Genomic DNA, 16,757 nt, shown 5'->3' with positions numbered 1-16,757 from the left:
CTTCAGAGCTTCCCCAGCACCTTCAGCAGGTGCGGCACCATCTGCTTTTTGCGCGACATGACCCCCTTGAGCTCGTAGAGATGGGGCTCCACCTGGGGATACCCCATGAGGTGGGCGAGCTCGTTCTTACCTTCCACCAGGAAGAGGGTGGTCTCGGTGTAGATGTCGGTCACCATGAGGCCGGCGAGGTCGAGCCGGTCGGCTGCCTTCACCGCTTTCAGGGTCTCCCGCAGGGTCTCCTTCAGTTCGTGGAACTCGTCGAAACCGACCACCTCCACCTGACCGACCCCGAAGATCGTCTCGCCGGCGGTGAAGTGCTTGAAGTCGGAGCGGATCGCCTTCTCCGGGGTACCGTGGGCCGAAAAGCCGCCGCAGGAGGAGAAGATCTCCTTGCCGAATGTGACGTGGTCGAGCCCCGAGCGCTCCTCGAGCCAGGCCACCAGCTCCCGGTCGCGGCCGGTGGTGGTGGGGGACTTGAGGATGACGGTGTCGGAGAGGATCCCGGCCAGCAGGAGCGCCGCGATCTTCTGTTCCGGCTCCACTCCCCGTTCGCGGTAGAGGGAGGCGACCACGGTGCAGGTGCTCCCCACCGGCGCCGCCATGAAGGTGATCGGCTGGTTCGTCGGGGGGTTGCCGAGCTTGTGGTGGTCGATCACCTCCAGGATCTCCACCGCCTCGGCGCCGGGGACCGCCTGGCCGAGCTCGTTGTGGTCCACGAGGATCAGGGCGTAGGGGATCGGGGCGAGCAGCGACGACTTGGTGGCGACCCCGGCGATGGTCCCGTCCTCCTCCACCGCGATCACCGCCGGCTCCCCCGAGTGGAGGAGCTTGAGGCGCAGGTGATCCAGGGGTTCGGCGACGCCGATCTTCTCGAACTTCGGCTCCACGAAGCGGGAAAGCGGCGTCGAGAGGCGGGCCAGCCAGGCGGCGGTGGCGGTGTCGTGGGGGGTGGAGAGGACCGTCACCCCCTTCTCCCGCGCCCGGGCGAGCAGCTCATCGGTCACGCCGAAGCCGCCGGTCACCACGAGAAGCCGCGCCCCCCGCTCGATGGCCGACTGGTGGATGCTCTGCCGGTCGCCGGTCATGATGAGGAGGGTTGCCGGGTCGTATCCGTCGATCCGTCCCGAGAACGACTCCTCCAGCATGGCGCCGATGAAGAGGTGGAGGTGCTCCACCCCGTCGTCCGGCCCGCCGGTGAGGAAGGTCCCGTCGAGGCAGGCGGCCAGCGAGTGAAGCGAGGCGTCGATCCCGCGCTTGCGGTCGGTGCCGGCCACCAGGTACTTCTCGGAGAGGCGAAGGAGCGACACGAGCCCCAGGGGGACGCCCCCCCCGTCCACGACGGGAAGAACCCGGATGGTATTGGCGTGAAAGAGCTCCAGCGCCTCCTTGAGCGGCATCGCCGCGGGGGCGGTCACCGGCTGGCGCTTCAGGATGTCGCGCACCTTGGGGTGCACGTCGGCCAGATAGGTCGGCGGCTCAACGGCGAGCCGCTCCAGGATGTACCGGGTCTGGGGGTTCGGCTCCCCCGCCATGGCGGCGGCCACGCGGGGGTGGCCGGTCAGTTTCTTCAGCTCCGCGTAGGCGATGGCCGACGCTATCGAATCGGTGTCGGGGTTACGGTGCCCGATCACGTAGACCTGCTTTGTCATCACTGCTCCTGTTGAGTTTTTCTGGCGTTTCGCGGCGCTCCCGTGGTATGAGAAGAGGTGTTTCACCATCCGCGACGCGAGGAGTTTTCCGCATGCACGAAGCGATACAGTGGCTCGTCGCCACCATCGGCGCCATGGGCTACCCCGGCATCTTTCTCCTGATGGGAATGGAGAGTTCCGTCATCCCGATCCCGAGCGAACTCGTCATGCCCCCCGCCGGCTACCTCGCCCACCAGGGGAAGATGAACATCTGGGTGGCCATCCTCTGCGGCACGGCGGGAAGCCTCGTCGGCGCCTACCTCAACTATTTCGCCGCCCACCGGCTCGGCCGGCCGCTGCTGCTCAAGTACGGGAAGTATGTCTGGATTACGGAGGAGAAGTTCGCGAAAGTCGAGTCATTCTTCCACAAACACGGGGAGATTTCAACGTTCATCGGCCGGCTCCTTCCGGTGGTGCGGCACCTGATCTCACTCCCCGCGGGGCTTGCCGGGATGCACCACGGCAAATTCGCCTTCTACACCACCCTCGGCGCCTTCTTCTGGGTTACGATCCTCACCGGGATCGGCTACATCATCGGCCGCGAAGAAGCGCTCATCATGCGCTACTCCCACCAGGCGGTGATCGGGGTGGTGATCTTCAGCGCGGTGCTGGTGGCGGTGTATATCTGGAGGCATCGGAGGAAGGGACGGTCATAGAAGACATCAGTGCGGTTCTTCTTCCGTGAGGCTTTAACGATTTTCCCCTTTTCTTTTTCTCAGCCTTCGCAACATCCATCCGCGGATCGTGTACACCCCGTCTCGCATCGGCCCATCGTGCACAGTGTTCATGGTCGGGTCCGTACTCAGCTGTCAATTCTCGCTCACAGTTTTGCTTTCCGGGCAACTTCAACGATCGCATCAAGCTTTTCCATAATCTCTGGATCAATCTTATCAACCGGGACAAGATGAGCGAGAACATGATAGTCGCTCTTGCGAAGCATGTTTGGGAGCCCCAGTTTCTTGAAATAGCGCTCGAAGAGGCGATCAAGGAACTCGTCCGTTGCCTTGATATCGGGCGACCAGGGATCCTTTCCCAGAATTCGCAAAGCGCCGGCTATTTCATTGATGGTCTCACGCATGAGAGACTCCCGGTGTTCTGCCTCCGCTGCACCGAAAAGGTCGTCGGCAAGCTCATACGTGGCATACGCCATGAGGACATCTTCGAAGCAGATGTAATTTTCAAGCTCGCGGCGTCTCCACTGAAGGCCGGTCACACCGAGATCTTCCGGCAACTCCCTTTCTAGTCGGTCGAACAGGGCGATGCCGACGAGATCGGGCTTTGCGTACCGCAGTCCCCAGAAGTGGTCACGAACCTTGCCCACTTGGTTCCCGACGTAATGCACAAACGGCCGTTCGAGATACCGTGCCGCCTCATGGTTACTCCTGGAGGCAAGCACCTTGAGGATTGAGAGATCGGTCGACCCCTCAAGATACAGTACCCATCCCGTTTCGTCGGCCTGATAGTAGTGCTCGAATCCGATTTCTTTAAGAGCTTTATAGACTTGACTCCCGCGGTCGTCCATCCGCTTCGGCCTGCCGACGAAAGAGATGACGATGTCTCTGTCCGCGGCCTCATTCAAGACCACTTCCGAGTGACTGGCGGCGATGATCTGTGATCCCTGCTGCTCTGCGATTTCGGTTATAAGCTGGTAGATTTGCCGCTGCCGCAGGATTTCCAGATGGGCGTCCGGTTCATCGAGGAGCAGGATCGTACCGGGATGGGCATAGAGATGGGCGAGCAGAAGCAAGGTCTGCTGAACCCCGCGTCCGGACGAAGAAAGGTCCAATTCGACGCCGCTCCGCTCCCGGTAAGCCATGGTTATCTCGCCACGTTCCTTGACATACACCGGATCGAGCAACGTGATGCCGAAAAGCGAGCTCATATGGGCTTTCAGCGCGCTCCACGCTTGATTTGGTTGTGGAGAGTCGTATATCTGGTAGCAAAGGTTTCGAAGAACCTGGGCAGTCTGCCCCTCGCCGATCAGCACGTTGATCCGCCCAGGCTCCAATTTGGGTTCCGATGCTGAAAGGCCCGACATCGGGGGAAGAAAGGCTACCCGCTTATCCGCAATTACCTCCGGAATGCTCAGCCTCTCGGCTCCCTCGCCGATGCGCAACGGCCGGCAGTAGAACGATTCCTCGTTGGCGTAGTCGAATTCAAGGCCGCACACCCAGGGAGCCCCGTTCGTCACCCCCTCCACCGTGATTTCGATGAGTACGTTTTGGGTAACGGTCTTACCGTCGCGCCGCTCGCCTTTGCGTACATGCAGATCGTGCCAGAGAAGATTCGCGATTGGAACGGGAATGGCGATGAGGTCCCTCCGGTTGATCGTAACCCCGGGACGCTTTTCAGCCTGACTCTTTCCGCCCCGCTTGGCGGACCAGAGCCGATGACCGATGTCCCACAACGCCAGAGCCTGCAGCGCTGTTGTCTTACCACTGTTGTTGGGGCCAATGAGAACCACCGACTTCCCCAACTCGAAATCGACATCTTCGAGACCTTTGAAATTGCGGATGCTGATTCTGGTTAACATGCGGAATCTCCGTAAGTATTTTGCACTAACGCTTTTCTTTGGAGCTGCCAAGGGCTGACTTTACTGCCCCTCAACCCTTCAATCACTGAGCAGCCGGCGAAGTTGGCGAGATCATAGCCGAGGCAGATGTCGATGTCCTTCTGGTTCGGCGGCTTCTTCCGTGGCCGTCCTTTAGAAACGGAATCCGAAGAGTCCGCCATCCTCTCTTGCGTCGGTCAGAACGACGGGTAAGACATAATCTCGCAGATCAAACCCATCCGTCTTCTCCTTGAAGGCATCGTCCTCGTTCATGGTCACGATGTATTGGAACCCAAGTTCACGGGCCATCTCAGCACCAACCTTCAACGCACTGATGACTTGGCGGCCATCGACTCCATCAAAGAGATGGCTGTCATGGATCAGAAAACCCGGTCCGATTCCGCGCTTCGCGCATAGGCGCATGAGCATCAGGTCAAAGCAGAAAATCTGCATGTTCTTGATGCCTTTGCTACGGGAACCCTGCATCGGGAACTGAAAGACAGGACCGTTTGGGGTCTCTTCCACGGTCATGCTACCTGCCGACTCGTAAAGTCGCCTGGAGGTTTCCTCGAAGGCAAGAATGGCCTCCGACAACCGCTGATTTTGTTCGGAGAAGTCGCGCCGCAGCCTCAGAGTCAGCCGGTTGCGCTCAATCTCCAATTCATTCTTTGTGCCCTCTAACTGCTCGGCCGCCTCAAAACGTTGCCGTAGCGACTCTACCTCTGCCTCTAATCTCCCGACCTCACCCTGCAGTTTGGCAAACTGGTCCAGCGCGCCGTGACTCTGCAAAATTCCCATAATTTCTGCCCGGCGATGATCCAGACGCTGCTTTTCTTGCTCGCGAGAGGTGACACGTTGTCTGGCAGCCAGCAGTTCCTCGGACAGGTAATCGCGTCGATTGCGAACCACTGACTCGTGGAAACTGCGCACCTCGTCATAGCGTTTGATGGCAACACCCGGAAGCGCCACGCCGGCTTCGGCATAGACGGCTTCCAATGCCTCAAGTGGAGGCGGAGTTTCCGCATACATCGCCGCCTCCAAGTCTCGGATCGTTGCGGCATCGATGGTGTTGTCGTTGGAGATGGCGTTCAGTTGCCGAGTGATCTTGTCTGCTTCCTCTTCCAATTCCCGATATTGCGGCAACACACGAAAGCCCTTGATCTGAGCCCTGAATTCATTCAATCGAGCCTCGGCTACGGTAAGTTGCGTGCGCAGGTCTGCCGTTTTTCCTATAATGCTTCCGAAAGCTCCGGCCCCTGCGGCCTTTTTCAACTCGGCCAATGTCTTCTCACGGTCGCGTACTTGTTGCCAATCACTCGTTATTTTCCAGTCCAGTCCAAGTAGAAACAGCAAGGCTACCTGATAATCGCCGGCTTGCTGCATATTTGCCTGCTTCTCCGGAGTGGTGAAGGCTCCACTGAGTTGACGGCGTACGAAGTAGGCAAAGAGCGACCGGAAGGTCGGCGTACGCCCGGGACCATCGGGAATTGCATTTAAGCCAAACATTGCCTCACCGAGAAGTTCCACCCACTCGGAATTGGAGAGCTTGGATTTCCCTTTGAGAAAACTGCCTCCGGCAACATGAATCCTGGACTTCTCCCTCCCGCATCGTTCGACGGATAGCATTTCGCCGCCCAGATCGAACTCCATGCCAAAGGTCTCGTTGACCAGTTCATTCATACGGAAAAGGGAGTCCTTCCCGGAATCTGCTCCGGTAAGGAAATGCACGATCTCGATCAGACTCGTCTTTCCAGCCCGGTTACGGGTCTGCTTTTCGCTTGCGCCAGTTTCCTTCTGCGCCATTAGCACGTTCAGGCCAGGGTGAAACTCAAGCGTCTTGAAAGTTGGCAGGGTGCTGTAGATACGATGAATCATGATCTTTTCCGGGCTAGAAGCCCGTCCTCCATTTCAATAGCACTGATCATGTAAAGAAGATCCAGAGCGAGAACAAACCCATCATAGCTCAGGGAAGCAGTCGATCTCGGTGAGTTTTCGACTCGGAGAGTTAACTCCTCCCAAAGTGTAGACACCGTCTTGGGTTGGCGTAAATGCTGCAAAATCCGCCCTCCTACCGTGAGCAATGCCCGCTCCTGAGACAGGTGTTTAGAGGGGAGAATCACAGTGCTACCTCCCGTGGTTCTTCGAAAATATCACAACGTTCAAAGTAGTAGGCCATGACGGTCAGAATCGCCAACTCATGCTCGGGCGTTCCCCGATCCGTCCCACCAGCCCATGCCTGAAGCTCTGCGAAAATATGGTTGGGAGTGAGCTCCTCGCGAAGCGACTCGTACTTGGTCCGGAACGACTTGGCGATGCGTTCGCCCAGCGTGGGATCGTGCCACTGCTCAAAGAATCGGGTCACCAGTGGCGTCTTGACCATACCTTCTCTCAGCAGCGTCGCCACACTGTCTGACAAGGCGTTCGCCTCGATTTTGCCGCGCGGCACATCTTTCACTGGTTGGCCGGGCACTGCAGATTGGCCGGACAAATGTTCAAGAACTACCTGAAAGTCCTTGAAGCCGAGTTTGGCCTTTGTCTCTGCTGTGGGTGCGACACCAAACCAAACGGCTAAGTCCTCCGGGGATAGACGGCGGAAAACAACCCGAAACTCCTCCAAACACCATGGCTCCAATGTGATACCCGGATTTGACTTCTCAAAATCAAGCAACACTGCCTGCACATGGGGCGGCAAACCGTCAACCGCATTGTGTGCAAAGACCCACTTGTCGAAGTGGCCCCCCCAGTGCGCTTTGGCCCCTTCGAAATCCTCCTGAATTTTCGAGACGGCTTTGGCCTCGGTCATCTCGTTCGGTGCATAGACCTGAAAAAGCCGCCGCTCGGATTTGAGGAAGCCATCGTTCTTGCGGTCTCCACGGTTGCCCCAAGGGCGGCATGCCATGAAATCCGCCTTGTAGGCGAATCCCATCAGTTTCTCGAAGAAATCCTGAAAAGCGTCTCCATCCACCCGAAGGAAGGCGTTCTCAAACCTCAACTCGTAGTAAGCTTGCTGGAGGTTCATGATTTAGATACCTCTTCGTCTGGGTCACCCTCGCCCCACACCCGCGCGAGGGTGGACTGAATCTTCTTGTCGAAGCGGGCGATCAGTTCACGGTTGGCAGCGACCAGCTCCTGTTCGGCTTCGATTTCGGCTACGATGGCTTGCTGCGTGGTGAGCGGCGGGAGGGGCAGCTTGACCTGTTTCAAAGCATTCCCATTGAACTGCGGCTGGCCTCCGCCAGTCATCAGAGCTCTCGCCTGGTTCCAATACACGTCGCTTTGCGCAAACACCCAGTAGTAGCGAGGGTGGACGCGATCATCAGGGAAGCGGAGCCGGATTAGGAAAGAGGCAAAGACCGCCGGGTAGTTCTCTTCAAACAGCATGGTCTTACCATAAGTTGCACCAGTTCGAGCGACGAGGATGTCTCCTTTCGTTAGCAAGGAAGACCTTGCATCGTCGGTCAACGCAATGAATTTAGGGTCTTCCTTGCGAAGTGTTCCGTCTTCGGCGATGTCAGTAATACGAATAAAGCGGGCGTCTCCATTTTCTGCGGCCCTTTCAGTGAAGCCGTATTCTGGCTTGCAGAGTTCCCCCAACTCCACCATCGACCAGTCGGGGTGGATGGAGATGTGGGGGCGGTAGTTGTCGAGGACGGCTCGGGCCCCGTCGATGACTTTCTGGTAACCCTCGATCTCCGCGACGATCTCCTTTTGCACCCCCAGCGGCGGCAGGGGGATTTCAAGTTGGTTGAAGAATCCTGCATGAAAGCTTTGAACTGTGACACCGGGCTTGATGCCCTTTTCAAGAATCTCCTGGCTTCGTGCTTTCAGCATCCAGAAGAGGAAGTGCACATCAAGTCTTCCGTCGGTCGGAATAAGGGCAATGATGTCCTGATTGAAACACATCTCACTTCCGGTAATTGCCAGGGGAAATGTGTGTTTGAGAATGCCCGACCTCACAACGCAAAGAAGGGTTCCGGCGGGTACGAGGCTCGTCGAGCTCCCCTGTATTGCTGCCTCAGAGATGTGATCCTCAGTGTCGCGGAGCAAGTCCTCCTTCATGTCTTTCGGCGACACCCAGGGAACTGGGCCGCTCCAAAAGGCACTGTTTTCTTTCGATGGCGTTCCTCCACTCACACGTCTTGTAATGTTCCCCAGTGGAACCATCGGCCATGCGGCATTGGCAATGACTCCCTCCCGGTACCGCTCCCCACTCAGGTTGTACTCCCCATTCGCCGCAACCTTCTCCTTCTCAACAATCAGCCCCAGCGAAGGCTGGAACTCCTCAACCGACTCCCCCGCCCGCAAGCGGCGCAAGTATTCGCCGATCTCGGACTGCGCCTGCGGCAGGTCGTCCCTGTCAATCGGCCGCCGCTGGGCGCCGAGGCCGAAGCCGTCGTTCTCGATCTTGAAGAAGGCGATGCGGTCGGTCTTCCTGGCCAGTGACTTGTCGAGAACCAGGATCGAGGTCTTGACGCCGGAATAGGGCTGGAACACCCCCGCCGGCAGCGAAACCACGGCGACGAGATGCTCCTCCACCAGCATCTTGCGCAACTGCTTGTACGCAGTCTGGCTCTGGAAGATGACCCCCTCGGGAACGATGATGCCGGCGCGGCCGGTAGGGGTGAGGTGCTCGGCCATGTAATCGACGAACAGCACCTCGGAACGCTTGGACTGCACCGAGAAGCGGTTGTGGGGCTTGATCCCCCCCTTCGGCGACATGAAGGGCGGGTTGGCGAGGATCACGTCGGCGTACTCGTTCCAGCGCTCCTGGCTGGTGAGGCTGTCGTACTCGTAGATGTGCGGGTCGGTGAAGCCGTGCAGGTACAGGTTTACCAGCGACAGGCGCACCATGTCGGGTGAGATGTCGTACCCCTTGAAGTTCCGCGCCAGGCGCCCCTTGTCGTCGGGAGTCAGGGTGCTGTGGCCCCTGGCGTCGGTGTTGGCCTTGAGGATGTGTTTGTAGGAGGAGATCAGAAACCCGGCGGTGCCGCAGGCCGGGTCGAGCACAGTCTCGTTCTTCTTCGGGTCGAGAAGCGCAACGATGAAGTCGATGATGTGCCGCGGAGTGCGGAACTGCCCGGCGTCGCCCTGGGAGCCGAGCACGGAGAGGAGGTACTCGAAGGCGTCGCCGAGGCGCTCGCTGTGGTCATACTCGAACTCGTCGATCACCTTGAGGAAGGCGCGCAGGGTCTCGGGGTCGCGGTAGGGGAGATAGGCGTTCTTGAAGATGTCGCGGAAAAGAAGCGGGATGCCGGGGTTCTCCGGCATCTTGGCGATGGCCTCGGCGTAGAGGTTCAGGGTCTCGTGGCCCCCGAGACCTGAGCGCATGAGCTTGGCCCAGCCGTAGCGGGCGAACTCTCCGGCGAAGAACTTGCGCCGGCCGCAGAACTCCTCGCTCTCGGCGTCCATGTCGTCCATGAATTTTTAGATGAGCGCGATGGTGATCTGTTCGACCTGGGATTTCGGGTCGGGCACCTTGCCGACGAGGATGTCGCGGGCGGTGTCTATGCGGCGTTTGGTGTCGGTGTCGAGCATGGGTTTTTTCAATCCTTGGTGGACTTAGTGGACTTGGTAGACGAGGTGGACCGTTTCTGAGAGCGCACCCGGTAGAGGCGCTCGGTGAAACCGCCTTCGGTTTCGAAGGCGGTTGCCTGGGCGGCAAGTTGGCGGTCGAGCAGGCTGCAGGCGACCGCCAGCAGTACCAATGCGGCATTGGCGGCAAGCTCGGGGAAAGTGGACGAAGTGGACAACGGCGTGGACGTTGTGGACATGGTTTTCAGTCCACCGAGTCCATTGTTTTGTCCACTCCGTCCACAATGTTGTTCTTTCACCCATTGCGCCACTGCGTCAGCGGTGGTGCATCTGCGGTCGATGAGGCTTTGCCTGCGGGCATCATCACGATCCCAGACCGGCAGGCCACGCTGGCGCAAGAAATCCTCGTAGTCGAGCCGCAGCTCTTCCAGACTGGCCCGCGCCACATTAGTGAGCTTGATCTCGGACTTTTTCGAAGTTCCCGAAGCCTGGCTTCCCTCAGCGATATTCTGCACGCCCGACCGCGCCGCCTGCACCATCTGGTCGTGGGTGCGGCTGCGCTTGTCAATGTAGCGGTCGCAAAAGCGCACCGTGATGTCATAAATCAGTTGCGCCACCTGAAAGCTCTTGAGCTTCCGGTAGCCGCCATGCTTCGGAATTAGCGGTTCGTAGACGGTCATGTCATCCAGCCCCTGGTTGATCTCGGCCTGTTTTCTAACCCCCTCGAATTCGAGGGGTTTAAAATGATCGCGGTCCCTTGCACTTCGATGGTCGTTTTACCGGGCTTGCTCATGGACACTCCTAAGCGGCAAACTGGTTCAAGGAGACGTAATCCTTGACGTACTCTGGAATCAGGGTGCGGTACTTCGGCGGTACGGCCTTGAAGTCGCGGGTTGAGAAGAGCGGATTGGTGGCCAGATCGGTGAAGTGGCGGCTCTCGATGATGTGGCGCACCTGGTCGCTGGTGACGTAGGCCTTGAAGTAGGTCTTCATGGCCGGGATTGCCTCGGCTTCTTCCGGCTTGCAGTCGGCGACGAACTTGGCGAACTCCTCTTCCAGCAGTTCGTCCTTCGATTTGAAGCGCGGAATGAGGCCGAAGATCCTTTCCAGTATCTCGCGCAGGGTGATGCGGCGGTCCACGGCGGCGGCCTTGCGCAGCTTGTCGAGGGTGTAGTATTCCTCGGGCCGGTCGAAAACCTCGCGGTTGACGTAGTCGATGACGCGATCCCACTGTCCGGCTTCGACGGCCGTCGCGATAGTGTCGTTTCCGCGCACGGTGTCCTCGAACTTTTCGAAGAACATCCGGTCGATCTTCATCCCTTCGTAGTCGATGGCCTCTTCCCGGATCGATGCGATGATGTCGGCGCCGAGGTGCTCGTAGGTGCCGGCAGAGGTGGACGATGTGGACGGTGTGGACGCGGTGGACTGGGCGTGACGAGGCAGGTGCAGCACCTCGTCGTAGTTGAACTGCTCCTCGAAGTACTCGCAGTTGGCAAAGAAGTCGAAGAGCTTGAAGGAGGTCTTCTCCGGCCGCGCCACGCCGTCCCTGAGGCCGTCGTCAAAGAGCTGTTCGAGAAAGTTGTGCTTGCGCGTGCCGCGGCCCTTGATCTGGATGAAGTCGGTGGGCGAGAAGATCGGGCGGAACAGGCCCAGATTGAGGATGTCCGGGCAGTCGTAGCCGGTGGTCATCATGCCGACGGTGACGCAGACGCGGGCCTTGCCGGTCTTGTATGCCGGAAGGAAGTTGCCCGAGCCGAGCAGGTTGTTGTTGGTGAAGTTGACGGTGAACTGCTGGGCGTCGGGAATCTGCGACGTGACCTGCACGGCGAAGTCCGACTGATACCTGCCGGGGAACATGCGGTCGGCCATCTGGTTGAGGATCTGCGCCAGCTTGGCGGCGTGGTTCTGGCTGACGGCAAAGACGATGGACTTGCCAAGCTCGCCGCTGACCGGATCGCGCAACGCATTCTCCAGAAAGGTCTTGCAGAAGAGCTGGTTGGTGGCATCAGAAAAAAAGCGCTTCTCGAACTCCCGCTGTTTGAAGGCCTCCTGCTGATCCTCGCCGGCGTCGTCGGTAAAGGTGGCGATGAAGCCCTCTTCGGAAAGCAGCTCGGTGGTGATCTCGGTGCGGGCGTCCACCACCGTGGGATTGATCAGGTAGCCATCCTTCACGCCGTCGAGGAGCGAATAGCGGAAGGTGGGCAGCCCACTTTCGCAGCCGAAGGTGCGGTAGGTGTCGAGCAGCAGCCGTCGCTCGAACTCGCGCGGGTCGCGGGTGGTGGGATTTGCCTTGTCGAACCGCTTGAGGTAGTCGCGGGGGGTGGCGGTAAGGCCGAGCTTGTAGCCGATGAAGTAGTCGAACACGGCGCGGGCGTTGCCACCGATGGAGCGGTGCGCTTCGTCGGAGATGACAAGGTCGAAGTCAGTCGGCGAGAAAAGGCGCTGATACTTGTTGTTGAAGAGCAGCGACTGCACCGTCGTAACCACGATCTCCGCTCGCCGCCAGTCGTCGCGGTTCTCCTTGTAGATCACCGTCTGGAAATCGGCGGAGAGCAGCGCGGCAAAGGCTTTCCTGGCCTGATCCTCCAGTTCGAGCCGATCCACCAGAAAGAGGACGCGCCGGGCGTTGCCGGAGCGCAGAAAGAGCTTGATGACGGCTGCGGCGGTCAGGGTCTTGCCGGTGCCGGTAGCCATCTCGAAGAGGAAGCGGTCTTTGCCGTCCTGCACCGCCCGTTGCAGGGCGTGGATAGCCTTCAACTGATATGGCCGCAGAAAGCTGAGCTTATTGACCCGTATATACTCGGGGCGTTCCGCCTCATTCTTCCACGCAGCCTCGGACTGGTAGTTCGGGCGTTGCGTTAGGACGATGTAGTCGTCGCCGACCTGCTCTTCGATGAGGCGCTGCGGATTGGGCGTGACCTTCTGGTAGCCGGCGACTGAAACGGGGGTCGGGAAGGAGGTAATGGCGTAGGGGTTGCCGCGCTCCAGATCCCAGAAGTAGTGAAGATTACCGTTGGAGAGGATGGCAAAGCGACAATTCAGTGACCTGGCATACTTGCGGGCCTGTTCCTTGCCGACCAGTGGGTTCTTGTCCTCCGACTTGGCCTCCAGGACGATGAGCGGGAAGCCTTTGGCGTCGAGTAGGAGAAAGTCGATGAAGCCCTTGCCGATCTTCTCGAAGTTGTCTCCGAGAGCTTCGAGGTCGGATGACTTGATCGTCACGCTGGGTTCGAGCCGGATGTTGGCGGGGACATTTCCTTCGGTGAAGAAACGCCAGCCAGCCGTTTCCAGCAGCCTGTTGATCTTGATCCGGGCTGTCGCCTCTTTATCTGACACCGCATTCCCTCTATGCTCGGCAATCGCAATTCAATCAAAAATTAACATCTTTTAGCATACTTAGCCCACAGTTGTCACAAAAAAACAAGACCCCCGGCATACTTACAACCGGGGGTCTTGCTTCAAAGAAACAATGTTTGCTTCCGCCCCTACCTCGGCACCTTCTCCCAGTCCTTCAGAAAGCGCTCGATGCCGGCGTCGGTGAGAGGATGCTTGGCCAACTGCAACATGACCGAGAAGGGGATGGTGGCGATGTCGGCGCCGATGAGGGCGGCGTTCAGGACGTGGACGGGGTTGCGGACGCTGGCGACGATGATCTCGGCGGTGTAGCCGTAGTTGTCGAAGATGGTCTTGATCTCGTCGATGATCCCCATGCCGTCCTGGGAGATGTCGTCAAGCCGCCCGACGAAGGGAGAGACGTAGGTGGCGCCGGCCTTGGCGGCGAGAAGGGCCTGCATCGGGGTGAAGATCAGGGTGACGTTGGTCTTGATCCCCTCCCTGGTGAGGGTGGTGCACGCCTTGAGCCCTTCCGGGGTCATGGGGAGCTTGATGACGATATTATCGTGGATTTTCGCCAGGGCCTCGGCCTCGCGGATCATCCCGTCGTGGTCCAGGGAAACCACCTCGGCGGAGATGGGACCGTCGACGATGCCGACGATCTCCTTGATGACGTCCTCGAACTTGCGCCCGGACTTGGCGATGAGGGACGGATTGGTGGTGACGCCGTCGACGAGGCCGAGCTCGTGGGCCTCGCGGATCTCGTTGACGTCAGCGGTGTCGATGAAAAACTTCATACTGCTACCTCCATGGGTGTGTTATGGCATCGGTGGACGAACCGCGCGGGCGGCTCACCTGCTTTCGATCTTCTCGCGGTACTTCTCCAGACAGGCCATGGAGCAGAAATGGATCCGCTCCCCCTCCAGCCGGCCGATGACGGCGTCCTCCTCAGTCACGTAGACCCCGCAGACCGGGTCCCGGAAGGTCTCTTCCTTCACCGGGCCGGCAACCGTGGGGGAGCTCCCCTCCTTCTTCTGCCCCATCCCCTTCACCACCCGGTATCCCACGTAGATGAGGAGGAACCAGATCAGCATTCGTGCCATTGCGAACTCCTAAACCCTGGTCACCCGCTCCCCTTCCGGGAGATCGCGCAGCAGCTCCTCCACCCGGCGGCCGAGGCAGGGGTGGATGACGTCGGGGGCGATTTCCGCCAGGGGGACGAGAACGAAACGGCGCTCGTGGAGCCGGGGATGGGGAATGACGAGGTCGTCCCCGTCGAGGATCAGGTCGCCGTAGAGGAGGATGTCCAGGTCCATGGTGCGGGGCCCCCACGGGATCTCCCGGCGGCGCCGGAAGACGTCGGTTTCGATCCTTTGGAGGGCGGCGAGAAGCTGATGGGGGGTGAGGGAGGTCTCGGCCCGCAGGACCGCATTGAGGAAGTTTTCCTGGGGGACCGGCCCCACCGGCTCGGTGTCGTAGAACCCCGAGAGGGCGGTGATCCGTGTCCCGGGGAGCTTGCCGATCTCGGCCACCGCCCGCAGCAGGTTCAGTTCCCGGTCTCCCCGGTTCGAGCCGAGGGCTATGAAGACGTTCGGTTCCACCGCACGATTAGAGCACAATGGAGAGCATTTGACAAGGGACTCACCTCAGCTCTTCCCCCGTCGTGGTCATGACGAGCTTGCCGTGCTTGACCCCCTTGGTGCCGATCAGCTCGTCGGCGATCTTCTTCACCTCCCGGGCCTTCCCCCGCACAACGAGTACCTCCAGGCAGTTGTGGGCGTCAAGGTGGACGTGGAGGGCGGAGATGATCTCGTTGTGGTGGGCGTGCTGCTGCTCGGTCAGCTTGTCGGAGAGGTCCCGGACGTGATGATCGTAGACCAGGGTGACGGTGCCGATGGTCTCCTCGTCCCCCCCTTCCCATTTCAGCTCCACCAGCGCCCCGCGGATCAGGTCGCGGATCGCCTCGGAGCGGTTCATGTATCCCTTCTGCTCGATGAGCCGGTCGAAGCTCTCCAGGAGCATGTCGTCGATGGAGATGCCGAATCTGACGGTTTCGCCCATTGCCTTCTCCCGTTTGCGGTGGCTTATGACGTAAAACGGGTGTGATGATAGAATACTTTCCCGGAGAGATAAACGAAAAAAAGTGCGGCGACTCCCCCGAAAACCGCCCGCTGACGCGGCGAAGAAAAGCCGTTCCCGGGGAAAGTTGCAGTAGGTACGACTTGTGCTAATAATTAGGGACAACCATTCAGTTCAGGAGGATAAGACCATGTCCGTCAAACGTAATGGCGTAACGATTCTGCTGCTCGCCTCCCTCACCGTCACCGCCGGCTGCACCACCTACCAGGCCCAGGGGGGAATGACCGGCGGGGCCATGGGAGGGATCGCCGGGGCCATTCTCGACCGCAGGAACCCGTGGCGCGGCGGAGTAGTCGGGGCGGTTCTCGGCTCCATCGCCGGCGCAACCATCTCCGAGATCTCGGTCCGCGGTGCCGGAGAGGCGGCCGAAACGGGAAGACCGGTGGAGTACCGCACCGATGACGGCCGCGGCTACTACCGGGCCGAGCCGCTGGAGCCCCGGCGCCACACCAGGTGCCGGAAGGTGCGCGAGCGGATCTATGAAAACGACCGCCTCATCAGGGATCACATCAAGGAAGTCTGCGAAGGGGAGAAATACGAAGAGCGGTACTGACCCGGCCGCCACAAGGGAACCCGGCTCCAACGGCCGGGTTCTTTTTTGTCCGTTACCGCCGGAGGTGACGAAGGGCAAAGGCGGCAAGGAAGAGGGAAAAGTTCAGGAAGATGATCGTCGCCCCGGTGGGGAGATTGCCGAGAAATGAGACGATGATCCCCGCCGCCACCGTCGTGACCCCGATGGCGGCCGCCAGGAGGATGGCGGTCCGGAAACCGCGGGCGAACTGGAGCGAAGTCACCGCCGGCAGGATGAGGAGCGCCGAGATGAGCATGATCCCCACCACCTTCATGGCGAGCACCACGGTGAGGGCGGTGAGGAGAACGAGGACCGCGTTGATCCGGTCGACCCCGATGCCGGAGGTGCGGGCCAGCTCCTCGTCGAAGGTGATGGCGAGGAGGTCGTGGTAGAAGAGAACCACCGTCGCGCAGACCACCACGAAGAGGACGGCGGTCTGTCCCAGCTCGAAGGGACTGATGGAGAGGATGTTGCCGAAGAGGTAGCTGAAGAGGTCGATGTTGAACCCCCCCGCCATGCTCGCAAGCATGATGCCGGTGGCAATCCCCAGCGACGAGACGATGCCGATGGCGGCGTCGCCGTAGATCCGGGCCCGCTCGGCGAGCTTCAGGATCCCGAGGGCGGAGAGGAGCACGCAGGGGATGGCAGCGATGGAGACGTAAATCGACTGGAAGCGGAGCAGGAGGGCGATGGCGACACTCCCGAAGGTGACGTGGGCGAGCCCGTCGCCGATGAGCGAGAGGCGGCGCAGCACGAGGAACACCCCGAGGACCGCGCAGAGGCCCGCGATGAGCGAGCCGGCCACGAGGGCCCGCAGCAGAAAGCCGTACTGGAAGATTTCGAGGAAGGTCACCCATATTCTCCCGCCCGCTGCGATTTCGCCCCCAGACCAAGGCGGCGAGGAGGGGGCGACACAGGCGTACTTGAAGTACGTCGAGGAGTC

General features: G+C 59.9%; 14 protein-coding genes and 1 pseudogene. 2 read left to right on the top strand and 13 right to left on the bottom strand.

The features are described from left to right. Nucleotides 1–2: 2 nt before the first annotated feature. Nucleotides 3–1,649 carry a putative manganese-dependent inorganic diphosphatase gene (locus tag M6689_RS11160; RefSeq protein WP_298271581.1) on the bottom strand — a complete coding sequence of 549 codons (1,647 nt, stop codon included), beginning with the start codon at nucleotides 1,647–1,649 and terminating at the stop codon, nucleotides 3–5. 92 nt (nucleotides 1,650–1,741) lie between these two features. Here M6689_RS11160 and M6689_RS11155 point away from each other — a divergent pair, with 92 nt between their 5' ends. Then, on the top strand, nucleotides 1,742–2,344 hold the full coding sequence (locus tag M6689_RS11155) for a DedA family protein (protein ID WP_298271578.1): 603 nt from the start codon (nucleotides 1,742–1,744) through the stop codon (nucleotides 2,342–2,344). A 164-nt stretch (nucleotides 2,345–2,508) separates the two neighbouring features. On the opposite strand, the gene M6689_RS11150 is transcribed toward M6689_RS11155, so the two are convergent. From M6689_RS11150 to nikR, 11 genes and pseudogenes are all read right to left on the bottom strand, one after another. Beyond that, nucleotides 2,509–4,221: an AAA family ATPase gene (locus M6689_RS11150; RefSeq protein WP_298271575.1), complete on the bottom strand. Its 1,713-nt coding sequence runs from the start codon at nucleotides 4,219–4,221 to the stop codon at nucleotides 2,509–2,511. 171 nt (nucleotides 4,222–4,392) lie between these two features. Beyond that, complete coding sequence (locus M6689_RS11145) at nucleotides 4,393–6,114, bottom strand: ABC-three component system protein (RefSeq protein ID WP_298271573.1); 1,722 nt, start codon at nucleotides 6,112–6,114, stop codon at nucleotides 4,393–4,395. Beyond that, on the bottom strand, nucleotides 6,111–6,359 hold the full coding sequence (locus M6689_RS16305; RefSeq protein ID WP_366949745.1) for an ABC-three component system middle component 6: 249 nt from the start codon (nucleotides 6,357–6,359) through the stop codon (nucleotides 6,111–6,113). The genes M6689_RS11145 and M6689_RS16305 overlap by 4 nt, the downstream gene beginning before the upstream one ends. Next, nucleotides 6,356–7,258, bottom strand: coding sequence for an ABC-three component system protein (locus M6689_RS11140; protein WP_298271570.1), 903 nt, complete (start codon nucleotides 7,256–7,258; stop codon nucleotides 6,356–6,358). Before M6689_RS11140 ends, M6689_RS16305 begins: the two co-directional genes overlap by 4 nt. Then, a pseudogene (locus M6689_RS11135) lies at nucleotides 7,255–9,774 on the bottom strand (N-6 DNA methylase). The gene M6689_RS11140 and the pseudogene M6689_RS11135 overlap by 4 nt, the downstream one beginning before the upstream one ends. Before the next feature lie 8 nt (nucleotides 9,775–9,782). Next, a complete protein-coding gene (locus M6689_RS11130) occupies nucleotides 9,783–10,451 on the bottom strand; it encodes a four helix bundle suffix domain-containing protein (protein ID WP_298271564.1) in 669 nt (222 codons plus the stop codon). Between the two features lie 121 nt (nucleotides 10,452–10,572). Continuing rightward, nucleotides 10,573–13,107 carry a DEAD/DEAH box helicase family protein gene (locus tag M6689_RS11125; RefSeq protein WP_298271561.1) on the bottom strand — a complete coding sequence of 845 codons (2,535 nt, stop codon included), beginning with the start codon at nucleotides 13,105–13,107 and terminating at the stop codon, nucleotides 10,573–10,575. 149 nt (nucleotides 13,108–13,256) lie between these two features. Beyond that, nucleotides 13,257–13,901 (bottom strand): fructose-6-phosphate aldolase, encoded by a 645-nt coding sequence (gene fsa, locus M6689_RS11120; protein WP_298271559.1) that lies wholly within the window; start codon nucleotides 13,899–13,901, stop codon nucleotides 13,257–13,259. 54 nt (nucleotides 13,902–13,955) lie between these two features. After that, nucleotides 13,956–14,207: a transcriptional regulator gene (locus tag M6689_RS11115; protein ID WP_298271557.1), complete on the bottom strand. Its 252-nt coding sequence runs from the start codon at nucleotides 14,205–14,207 to the stop codon at nucleotides 13,956–13,958. Between the two features lie 9 nt (nucleotides 14,208–14,216). Further along, nucleotides 14,217–14,705, bottom strand: coding sequence for a 2-amino-4-hydroxy-6-hydroxymethyldihydropteridine diphosphokinase (folK, locus tag M6689_RS11110; protein ID WP_298271555.1), 489 nt, complete (start codon nucleotides 14,703–14,705; stop codon nucleotides 14,217–14,219). 40 nt (nucleotides 14,706–14,745) lie between these two features. After that, nucleotides 14,746–15,165, bottom strand: coding sequence for a nickel-responsive transcriptional regulator NikR (gene nikR / locus M6689_RS11105; RefSeq protein ID WP_298271552.1), 420 nt, complete (start codon nucleotides 15,163–15,165; stop codon nucleotides 14,746–14,748). 208 nt (nucleotides 15,166–15,373) lie between these two features. On the opposite strand from nikR, the gene M6689_RS11100 reads away from it, so the two are divergent. Further along, nucleotides 15,374–15,796, top strand: a complete 423-nt coding sequence (locus M6689_RS11100) for a glycine zipper 2TM domain-containing protein (protein ID WP_298271549.1) — start codon at nucleotides 15,374–15,376, stop codon at nucleotides 15,794–15,796. A gap of 52 nt (nucleotides 15,797–15,848) precedes the next feature. Here the strand turns inward: M6689_RS11100 and M6689_RS11095 are convergent, their stop codons facing one another. Beyond that, nucleotides 15,849–16,667 (bottom strand): metal ABC transporter permease, encoded by an 819-nt coding sequence (locus M6689_RS11095; protein ID WP_298271547.1) that lies wholly within the window; start codon nucleotides 16,665–16,667, stop codon nucleotides 15,849–15,851. Nucleotides 16,668–16,757 lie beyond the last annotated feature (90 nt).

Origin of the sequence: Geobacter sp. (genome assembly GCF_027327745.1) — a bacterium.
Classification (GTDB): domain Bacteria; phylum Desulfobacterota; class Desulfuromonadia; order Geobacterales; family Geobacteraceae; genus Geobacter.
This window is presented reverse-complemented; position numbering and strand designations above follow the sequence as displayed.